Source organism: Corynebacterium sp. KPL2830 (assembly GCF_040225635.1).
Lineage (GTDB): Bacteria > Actinomycetota > Actinomycetes > Mycobacteriales > Mycobacteriaceae > Corynebacterium.
Window position 1 is genome coordinate 146,469 of record NZ_JBEHFR010000002.1, and the last position, 9,523, is coordinate 155,991.

Below are 9,523 nucleotides of genomic sequence, written 5' to 3' on the forward strand. Positions count from 1 at the left end.
CCGATGGAACCACACAAGACTAACGAAGGCGCGCTTTGGGGCGGCCGATTCTCCGGCGGCCCTTCCGAGGCGATGTTCGCCCTCTCGGTTTCCACCCATTTTGACTGGGTGCTTGCCCCTTACGACGTGCTTGCCTCGAAGGCGCATGCCAAGGTGCTGCACAAGGCAGGGCTGCTTTCCGATGCCGACCTCGACACCATGCTTTCCGGCCTCACTGAGCTCGGGGAGAGGGTAGCCTCGGGCGAATTTGTCCCAGCACCCACCGATGAAGACGTGCACGGCGCTATGGAGCGTGGCCTCATCGACATCGTCGGGCCCGAAGTAGGCGGTCGCCTGCGCGCGGGACGTTCCCGCAACGACCAGGTCGCCACGCTCTTTCGCATGTGGGTGCGCGATGCCATCCGCGATACGGCCCTGCAGGTCTCTGAGCTTGTCGATGCCCTAGCGGATCAAGCCGCAGCGCACCCTGAGGCCATCATGCCGGGTAAAACTCACTCCCAGGCCGCGCAGCCCATCCTGCTAGCGCACGAATTATTGGGTCACGCCCAACCGCTGCTGCGCGATATTCAGCGCCTGCAGGACTTGGATAAGCGGCTAGCCGTATCTCCCTACGGCTCGGGCGCACTCGCAGGTTCCTCCTTGCAGCTTGACCCAGAAGCCATCGCCGCAGAGCTCGGATTCGATTCCGCAGCGGAAAACTCCCTGGATGGCACCGCTTCACGCGATTTCGCTTCGGAGACGGCCTTTGTCTTAGCACAGATCGCCGTGGACATGTCCCGGTTGGCAGAAGAGATCATCTACTGGTGTACCCCGGAATACGGCTACGTCACCTTGGACGACGCATGGTCCACGGGCTCATCCATCATGCCGCAAAAGAAGAACCCGGATATCCCGGAACTTACCCGCGGCAAGACTGGTCGCCTGATTGGCAACCTCACTGGGCTGCTATCGACGCTCAAGGCACAGCCGCTGGCTTATAACCGCGACCTGCAAGAGGACAAAGAACCCATCGTGGACTCGGTGGCGCAGCTCAACCTATTGTTGCCATCGATGACCGGGCTCCTGTCCACCTTGTCCTTTAATGAGGACAGGATGCGCGAGTTGGCGCCACGCGGATTCACCTTGGCCACCGACCTAGCAGAGTGGATGGTTCGCCAAGGCGTGCCCTTCCGCGAAGCACACGAAGCTTCCGGCGCCTGCGTACGCATCGCCGAAGAGCGGGGAGTGGACCTGGTGGATCTTACTGATGAGGAACTCATGGGCGTCGACAAGCGGCTGACCCCAGAGGTGCGCGAGGTCCTCACCATCGACGGTGCGGTTGCCTCCCGCAAAACAAAAGGCGGAACCGCCGGCGTCCGCGTTGCTGAACAGCGCGAAACCGTCCGCGAACATGCCGCCGCGGCGCGCAAGTGGGCTACCGACCCGGTGCGCACGCAGAACTAGAGGGGCGACCGACAGGGGTCCTCTGGCTCATCTGGAAGATGAGGACGGCATTCCAATCATGCCGGTAGGCCGCGCTGTGAAGTGGCCTACTTAATGCTGGACAGTACCTATTATCCCGGTATGCCGTGGAATGTGGCGGGCTGGCTCTTTATGCCACCTGCAACGTTGTGCAACGTAATGTTACGCTGTTCGGCTTCCTCAGCGAAGGCCGAGATGAAGCTGGCCGATCGCTTGCCGGAGGCGCAGTACACCCAGGCGTCGCTAAGCCCCGCGCCCTGCAGGGAATCGAGCAGGGAGCGCGCTATGCCTGGATCTTCCTGCCACACGGTGGTCGGTAAGTGGTAATGCTTCGCGGTGGCGTCAAAAAAGAAATCATCGATGGCAGCTTCCCCGGCTTCGCGTACATCGATGGCCACGGCGCCGGCGCGCAGTTCGTCGAACATCGCCGCGGCATCTTCGGTCCCCAGCACGGCACAGGCAGCGCCACCGTAGTTGTCCTGCAGCTGTGTGGTTAGCTCACGTGCTGGGTCGTGGGGCACGCGGAAGTGAGTGATGGAGGAAGCCAAGGCATCGTAGATGCTCAACAGACCTACCCGGTCGCGGTTCATGCCGGTGGCGAACTGGATTAGCTCGGTCGACATCAGGCCCGCGACCACGCTTGTGGTCACGCCCAGCACGCCGGCGGTGGCGCAATCCGGCACGGAATCGGGATCGGGTTGCAGGGGATAGAGGTCCCGCATGCCTACGCCCGATTCGGCACCGGGTCCAGACCACCACACTGCGCAGTCGCCGCGAAATCGCAGCACCGAGCCCCATACCAGCGGGGTACCCGTGAGCTCCGCAGCATCAGCGGCCAAGAACTTGGTGGCAAACGTATCGGAACCATCCACCAGGATGTCCACTCCACGGAGATACTCCACGGCGTTGTCGGCGGTAAGGCGGTCGCGAATCGCATGCACCACGATGCCGGGCTGCAGCTGCTCAAGCTTTTCGGCGGCGACGTCCACCTTGGATTTACCCACATCCTGGGCGCCGAATAGGATCTGGCGGTGGATATTGGTGAGATCCACCGTGTCGTCGTCGATCACAGAAATCTCGCCCACACCGGCGGCAGCCAGTTGCTGCATCAGGGGGCATCCCAATCCGCCAGCGCCGATGACGAATACGTGGGTGCCGTGCAGCGCTTCCTGCTGGGCGATGCCAAAGCCGGGCAGCAGGGTTTGACGGGCCACTCTGTGCAGCTCTTCGCGGGGCAGTTGGCTCATTACAGGACCTTATCTTCCCAGCTCGCTAACCCTTCAAACGATGATGACGCCACGGCGTGCTGCCTTTTCGGAATGCGCCCAGCTTGGCCTGCTAACCGGCCGCCTTCCACGGCGTATTTCATTGCAGTCGCCATCGCCAGGGGATCTTGGCAGCGGTTGATAGCACTGGCTAAAAGCACGCCATCGCAGCCCAGTTCCATGGCCATTGCAGCATCGGAGGCCGTGCCCACACCGGCATCCAGCAGCACGGGAACCTGGGTGCGCGAACAGAGCAGCTCGATATTGTGCGGGTTCAGGATGCCCAGACCCGTACCAATCGGCGAGCCCAAAGGCATCACCGCATCCACGCCCACGTCTTCTAGCCGCTTGGCGATGACCGGATCGTCACTCGTGTATGCCAGCACCACGAATCCTTCAGCAACCAGCATCTCGCAAGCATCCACGAGCTCCACCACGTCCGGTAGAAGCGTGCGATCATCCGCGATCACCTCTACCTTCACCCAATTGGTGCCCAGCGCCTCGCGGGCTAACTTGGCGGTGGTCACGGCATCGCGGGCGGTGCGGCACCCCGCAGTGTTGGGTAGCACGTCAATGCTTAACCGCTGTAAGAGCTCGAAGATGGACTCGCCACCGGGGCTCTTAGCGCTGTGCCGACGCATGGCGACGGTGGTGAGCTGCGTACCGCTGGCAACCAGGGATTGCTCCAGCATGTCCTGGCTGCTGGCCCCGCCGGTTCCCATTACTAGATGCGAATCGAATTGTTTATTTGCAATAGTAAGCATAGGAGATTCCTAACCGCCCTGTACGGCGATGAGGATATCCAATTGGTCGCCGTCGGTGACCTCATGAGACCAGTCGCTGGCGGGGATCACGTCGCCATTAATGGCCACGGCCACGCCCTTTGGCGAGGCATCGCCAGTCTCTGCTTCTACGATGGCACCCACGGTGATCGGCCCATCGCTATTGCGGGGCTCGCCATTAAGTGTGTAGTCCATGGTACTTATTCCTTTCTTGTGTGGTTATCGGGCGTGGCGTAGCGGATCGCAGGCCGAGATGTCCATCCCCGGGGACGTGCCCAATCCCAACTGCGCACTCACCTTCGCCCCCAGGGCGGACAGGAGGATTCCGTGGCGGAAGTACCCGGTGGAGATCACTAGCCCGTCGCGTACTTTGCCCAGGTAGGGCAGGTCATCGGGGGTGCCTGGCCGGGCTCCAACGATAGCCTCGATGAACTCGCAGTCCTCCAGTCCCGGAACCACGCGGATGGCATCGCGAAGGAGCGTGTGCACACCGTCCACAGATGGGCCCTTGCGGTTGTCTTCGCGGCTGGTGGCACCGATAGCGATGGTGCCATCGGTGCGGGGAATAACATACACCGGCCGATCCTCCACGAATGCCCGCACCACTCGGGTGATTGGCGCTAGCTCCTCTGGTACCCGCAGCCGCAGCATGTCACCCAACACCGGCCGTAGCGCTAGGGGATTGGCACCCTCGAACCAGCCATCCACGTTCTTGGCGCCCAGCCCGTTGCAGAGGTAGATCATGTCTGCGGTGAGAACCTGGGCATCGGCAAGCAGCACATTTTGGCCGTCGATGCGCGTTGCTGCCGTGGACAGAAAGCGAACCCCGGCATGCTGCAGGTATTCCAGCAGGCACGCGCTGAACATGCGCGGGTTGATTTGATGGTCGCCCGGGATTTCCACTGCGGCGGCCAGCTGGGGGCTGAGCCCAGGCTCTAGCTTTCGTGCTTGCCGAAGTGGCAGCGCGTGGGCATCCATGCCGTGTTTCTGCTGTAGCGCTAGCAGCTCGCGGATGTGCACGCCATCGGCGCGGTCGGCGCCCACCACCAGGGTGGATTCGCTGCGATGCCCGTTCGGTGCGGTGGTTTTCGCACTCAACCTGGCCAGAAGATCAGGGAACATCTCGCCCGAAGCAACCATCAGCGGGTACAACGGCTCTTGCCGGTATTGCACCTCCGCCACCGGCGCCAGCATGCCACCGGCCACGAAAGTGGCACCGCTAATGGGGTGGGGATCGATCACCACGATTTCCTGTGGGTCGACACCCGCATCTATCAGCTCGAATGCGGTGCTAAGCCCGATGATTCCCGCGCCGATTATGGCGTGCTCGGCATTATGCATGTGAACCTGTGGCTGCATTCGCGTGGTCGAACGCTTCGACAACCGTGGTTGCCAGCGCAGCTGGATCATCGGAGTCCATGAAGGCGCGCACAATCGCGACACCAGCCACACCGGTTTCGGCCAGCGCTTCGGCGTCGGTGGCTTGCACGTCTCCAATCGCCACCACCGGAACGGCCGAAGCCGCGACGAGCGGGGGATAGCCTTCCAACCCCAGCGGGATGCGGCCGGAGTCTTTCGTGGGCGTGGGGCGGAACGGCCCGGCACCGATGTAGTCGATCACATCGGCGTACTCGTTGGCACCCTGCACGAGCTCGAGGGTGCCGGTGGTCAACCCGATGATCGCATCCTCGCCAAGAACCTGCCGTGCCAGGCGCGGATCCAGGTCGTCCTGGCCAATGTGCACGCCGTGGATATTGTGCTTACCCATCAGCGCGGCGGCCACGTCGACTCGGTCATCGATAAGTACTCGCGTTGCCGGATTGGCCTCTTCTACCGCCGCCGCCACGTCGATAGCAAGCGCGGTCAGATCGCGCACGCTAATGGGTTTGCTGCGAACTTGAATCACGCCCGCGCCACCGGCTGCTGCCGCCGCGGCAACCTGTACGACCTTCTCCTGCGGTACACCCGTCACGTGGTAGCACCGCAGGTCCAGCTGGTTAGCGCTCACTGTACGCCGCTGCTTCCTTCTGCAGGTCCTCGGAAACTTCCTTGGCCTCGTCCCGGTTTAGGTACAGCTTGGAGCCCGCACGACGGAACTCCTCGGCCATTTCTTCTTCGCCTTCGGCATTTGTGACACCCTCTTCGTCCACGCTCTGGCGGCCGAAGCCAGGCAAGCCGAGGTCCTCGACTAGCGATTGCTCTTGGTCGGTGTCCAGCGCCTCATCGATCTTCTCGCCGAATGCGTCGCGGATATCCTGGCTGATGCGCATGGAGCAGAACTTCGGTCCGCACATCGAGCAGAAATGGGCGGTCTTCGCCGGCTCCGCGGGCAGGGTTTCGTCGTGGTAGGACTGGGCGGTATCCGGGTCCAGGGACAGGGCGAACTGGTCGTGCCAACGGAATTCGAAGCGCGCCTTGCTCATTGCATCGTCCCACTCGTGGGCACCAGGGTGGCCCTTTGCGACGTCCGCCGCGTGAGCCGAGACCTTGTAGGTAATCACGCCGGTCTTCACGTCGTCCTTATTCGGTAGACCGAGGTGTTCCTTCGGGGTAACGTAGCACAGCATTGCGGTACCACCCATCGCGATATTGGCCGCACCGATGGCGGAGGTGATGTGGTCATAACCGGGAGCAATGTCGGTGACCAGTGGTCCTAGGGTGTAAAACGGTGCGCCGCCGCACCATTCCTGCTCCTTTTCGTTGTTGACCTGCACCATGTTGAGCGGCACGTGGCCTGGGCCTTCGACCATGACTTGAACGTCGTACTCCCAGGCACGGTGGGTTAGCTCACCGATGGTCTTTAGCTCGGCGAACTGGGCTGCGTCGTTGGCATCGGCGATGGAGCCGGGGCGCAGGCCATCGCCAAGCGAGAACGCGACGTCGTACTTGGCGAAGATCTCGCACAGCTCGTCGAAGTTCTCGTACAGGAAGGATTCCTTGTGGTGGGCCAGGCACCAGCCGGCCATGATGGAACCGCCGCGAGAGACAATGCCGGTCACGCGCTTGGTGGTTAGCGGCACGAAGGGCAGGCGTACGCCGGCGTGGATCGTCATGTAGTCCACGCCCTGCTCGCACTGCTCGATCACAGTATCGCGGAAGATTTCCCAGGTCAGGTCCTCGGCCACGCCGTCGACCTTCTCAAGGGCCTGGTAGATCGGCACGGTACCGATCGGCACCGGAGAGTTTCGCATGATCCACTCACGGGTGGTGTGAATGTCATTACCGGTGGATAGATCCATCACGGTATCTGCGCCCCAGCGCGTAGCCCAACGCAGCTTGTCCACCTCTTCGCGGATAGAGGAGGTCACTGCGGAGTTGCCGATATTGGCGTTGATCTTCGTGTTGAAGGCATTGCCGATGATCATCGGCTCGGACTCCGGGTGGTTGATATTATTCGGGATGATCGCCTTACCGGAGGCAACCTGCTCGCGCACCTTTTCTACATCGCAGTGCTCGCGCAGTGCGACGTATTCCATCTCCGGGGTGATAACGCCCTGGCGGGCGTAGTGCATCTGGGTTACGCGCTTGCCGTCTTTGGCCCGCAGCGTCTCGCGGCTTATACCCTTCCACTCATCGCTGGCCTCGCCACGCTTGAGGGCGCGGTTACCGTCGTCCAGTAAGTTGCGGCGTCGCCCCTCGTAGGCCTCCACATCGCCGCGAGCTTCGATCCACTCGCTGCGCAGAGCTTCTAGCCCCTCGGTCGGCTCTGCCCACGGGCCGCGTGTGCGGTAGAGCTTCTGCGGTGCGTTCGGGCCGGTCGGGGAATCATCCAGCTGAACCTCGGTCTCCGGCACCTCAAGGGTGAAGGTCTTGCCGAAGGACTCCACCTGCTTTTCGATGGGGGCGAAGCTGTGCTTCGGGTGGATTTCCGCACCGTACTCGTCGTTCGGGATGGTGGTACGGGTGTGCTGGGTAGACGTATCCGTCATAGTTGACTCTCCTCATTCTTCCTTCGCTGGTTCTAACCAGGCAGGTTCTAGCGGTACTCACGCAGGGATACAGCGCGATCTCAGCTCGATACCTCGAGCGCCCGTGTTCGGTTGCGTCTTCCACTGTAACGCACACCACGCGAGGGTGAACTTCGGGGCAGTCGGTTGCCTGAGGGGAGCATCGGTAAGCAACATCAGGGAGTCACTAAATAGCTTGTCTGGGGTACGGGTTAGACTAAGCAGCATGATCGATCAGAAGCTCCTAGAGATCCTCGTGTGCCCCATCGACAAGCAGCCGCTGGAGGATCACGGCGACTATTTGGTGAACCCAAGGCTGAACAAGGCCTATCCGGTGCAGGATGATATTCCGGTCATGCTGGTCGACGAGGCCGTGGACTGGCCCATTAAGTAGAGCGCCGCGCTCTGGAAAGACAACACGTAATAGGCAGCAAGGGAACACCTACGTATGAGCAACACCACGAACATCATCGACGAACTGCAATGGCGCGGGCTGATCAACCAGTCCACAGACCTGGAGGCATTGAAGGAAGCCGCAGAGAGCCCGATCAGCTTGTACTGCGGTTTCGACCCGACGGGAAGCTCGCTGCACGCTGGCCACCTCGTGCCGCTGATTATGCTGAAGCGCTTCCAACAATTCGGTCACCGTCCTATCGCGCTGGCCGGTGGCGCGACGGGAATGATCGGTGACCCGCGCGATGTCGGAGAGCGATCCATGCTCTCGGAAGAGCAGATCGCAGAGAATATGCAGGCAATCAAGGACCAACTTGAGGCCTTCGTGGACTTCACTGAGGCGGGCGAGTCCGCAATCCCGGCGGTGATGGTGAACAACGCGGACTGGACTAGCCAGATCAACGTCATCGAGTACCTACGCGATATCGGTAAGAACTTTTCGCTGAATACCATGCTGGACCGCGATACGGTCAAGCGCCGCCTGGAATCCGACGGTATTTCCTACACCGAGTTTTCCTACATGCTGCTGCAGGCAAACGACTTTGTGCACCTGCATAAAGAGTACGACTGTGTGCTGCAAATTGGCGGTGGCGACCAGTGGGGAAACATCGTTTCCGGCGTCGACCTGAACCGTCGCGTGAATGGTGCGAAGGTCCACGGCCTGACGGTGCCGTTGGTGACAGATGCCGAGGGCAATAAGTTTGGCAAGTCCACCGGCGGCGGCAAACTGTGGCTGGATCCTCAGCTGACCAGCCCGTACTCCTGGTACCAGTACTTCATCAATGCTGGCGACGCGGTGGTTATCGATTACCTGCGTTGGTTTACCTTCCTCACCCAGGAGGAGATCGCAGAGCTGGCGCGCAAGGTAGAGGAGGAACCCCACAAACGTGAGGCGCAACGCGTATTGGCGCGGGAGATGACCACCCTGGTGCACGGCGAGCAGGCCACCGACGCAGTGGAGCTGGCTTCCCAGGCGTTATTCGGTAAGGCAGAGCTGCAGGATTTGGACGAGGCCACGTTGTCTTCTGCATTGCAGGAAACCGAGATTGCCGAGGTCGGCCCAGCGGCCACGATTCTGGATCTGTTGGTTGAGGCGGGACTGGAAAAATCAAAGGGTGCTGCGCGCCGCACCGTGGGCGAGGGTGGCGCCTACGTGAATAACCAGCGCATCGAGGACATCGAGTGGTCGCCGAATTCCAACGATCTGCTGCACGGTTCGTGGCTGGTGCTGCGTAAGGGCAAGAAGCGCTTCGCCGGGGCACGGGTCGTGGATCCTTCCTAAGAGCGTCACCTTAGCTGTTAACTGATCCCTTGGTAATCGCGTTTTGCGTGTTTACCAGGGGATTTGTGTGTTTTCTGGAGTGGGGTGTAACTTTATCGAAGTCGCCGAGGGGTAGCCGGTTGGTTACTTGTGAGTGACTTTTTGTACTGACTTGGCTCAAGGATTTGACTTGGTTCAGGTTGTTGGGTAAGTTGGTACGAGCCGCCAACGAGAAGTTAACGTTTGGTTAATTTTCTTGTGGTGTGTGGATGTTGTTTGAGAACTCAATAGTGTGCCAATGTACTTATTTTTTATTTTTGTGTGCATGGTTGTGTGTTGATTGGTCTGTTGGCC

Annotated in this window: 9 protein-coding genes; 3 read left to right on the forward strand and 6 right to left on the reverse strand. The window is 60.9% G+C overall.

Annotation, left to right across the window (positions count from 1 at the left end):
- Window positions 1-3: 3 nt before the first annotated feature.
- Entirely contained in the window at window positions 4-1,443 is a 1,440-nt protein-coding gene (gene argH, locus ABRP87_RS01585) for an argininosuccinate lyase (RefSeq protein WP_349867302.1), read from the forward strand.
- Window positions 1,444-1,553: 110 nt separating this feature from the next.
- Here the strand turns inward: argH and ABRP87_RS01590 are convergent, their stop codons facing one another.
- The 6 genes from ABRP87_RS01590 to thiC are packed head-to-tail and all read right to left on the reverse strand — an operon-like array spanning window position 1,554 to window position 7,437.
- Window positions 1,554-2,708, reverse strand: a complete 1,155-nt coding sequence (locus tag ABRP87_RS01590; protein ID WP_349867304.1) for a ThiF family adenylyltransferase — start codon at window positions 2,706-2,708, stop codon at window positions 1,554-1,556.
- Complete coding sequence (locus ABRP87_RS01595; protein WP_349867306.1) at window positions 2,708-3,490, reverse strand: thiazole synthase; 783 nt, start codon at window positions 3,488-3,490, stop codon at window positions 2,708-2,710. The genes ABRP87_RS01590 and ABRP87_RS01595 overlap by 1 nt, the downstream gene beginning before the upstream one ends.
- A 9-nt stretch (window positions 3,491-3,499) precedes the next feature.
- Window positions 3,500-3,703, reverse strand: a complete 204-nt coding sequence (gene thiS, locus ABRP87_RS01600; RefSeq protein WP_302521509.1) for a sulfur carrier protein ThiS — start codon at window positions 3,701-3,703, stop codon at window positions 3,500-3,502.
- Between the two features lie 24 nt (window positions 3,704-3,727).
- Window positions 3,728-4,849 (reverse strand): glycine oxidase ThiO, encoded by a 1,122-nt coding sequence (thiO, locus tag ABRP87_RS01605; protein ID WP_349867308.1) that lies wholly within the window; start codon window positions 4,847-4,849, stop codon window positions 3,728-3,730.
- Window positions 4,842-5,516, reverse strand: a complete 675-nt coding sequence (locus ABRP87_RS01610; RefSeq protein WP_284628460.1) for a thiamine phosphate synthase — start codon at window positions 5,514-5,516, stop codon at window positions 4,842-4,844. The genes thiO and ABRP87_RS01610 overlap by 8 nt, the downstream gene beginning before the upstream one ends.
- Window positions 5,506-7,437 carry a phosphomethylpyrimidine synthase ThiC gene (gene thiC, locus ABRP87_RS01615; protein ID WP_349867310.1) on the reverse strand — a complete coding sequence of 644 codons (1,932 nt, stop codon included), beginning with the start codon at window positions 7,435-7,437 and terminating at the stop codon, window positions 5,506-5,508. The genes ABRP87_RS01610 and thiC overlap by 11 nt, the downstream gene beginning before the upstream one ends.
- A 244-nt stretch (window positions 7,438-7,681) precedes the next feature.
- Here thiC and ABRP87_RS01620 point away from each other — a divergent pair, with 244 nt between their 5' ends.
- Window positions 7,682-7,849: a Trm112 family protein gene (locus ABRP87_RS01620; protein ID WP_349867312.1), complete on the forward strand. Its 168-nt coding sequence runs from the start codon at window positions 7,682-7,684 to the stop codon at window positions 7,847-7,849.
- A 54-nt stretch (window positions 7,850-7,903) separates the two neighbouring features.
- Window positions 7,904-9,190 carry a tyrosine--tRNA ligase gene (gene tyrS, locus ABRP87_RS01625; RefSeq protein WP_349867314.1) on the forward strand — a complete coding sequence of 429 codons (1,287 nt, stop codon included), beginning with the start codon at window positions 7,904-7,906 and terminating at the stop codon, window positions 9,188-9,190.
- The last annotated feature ends 333 nt before the right edge of the window (window positions 9,191-9,523 follow it).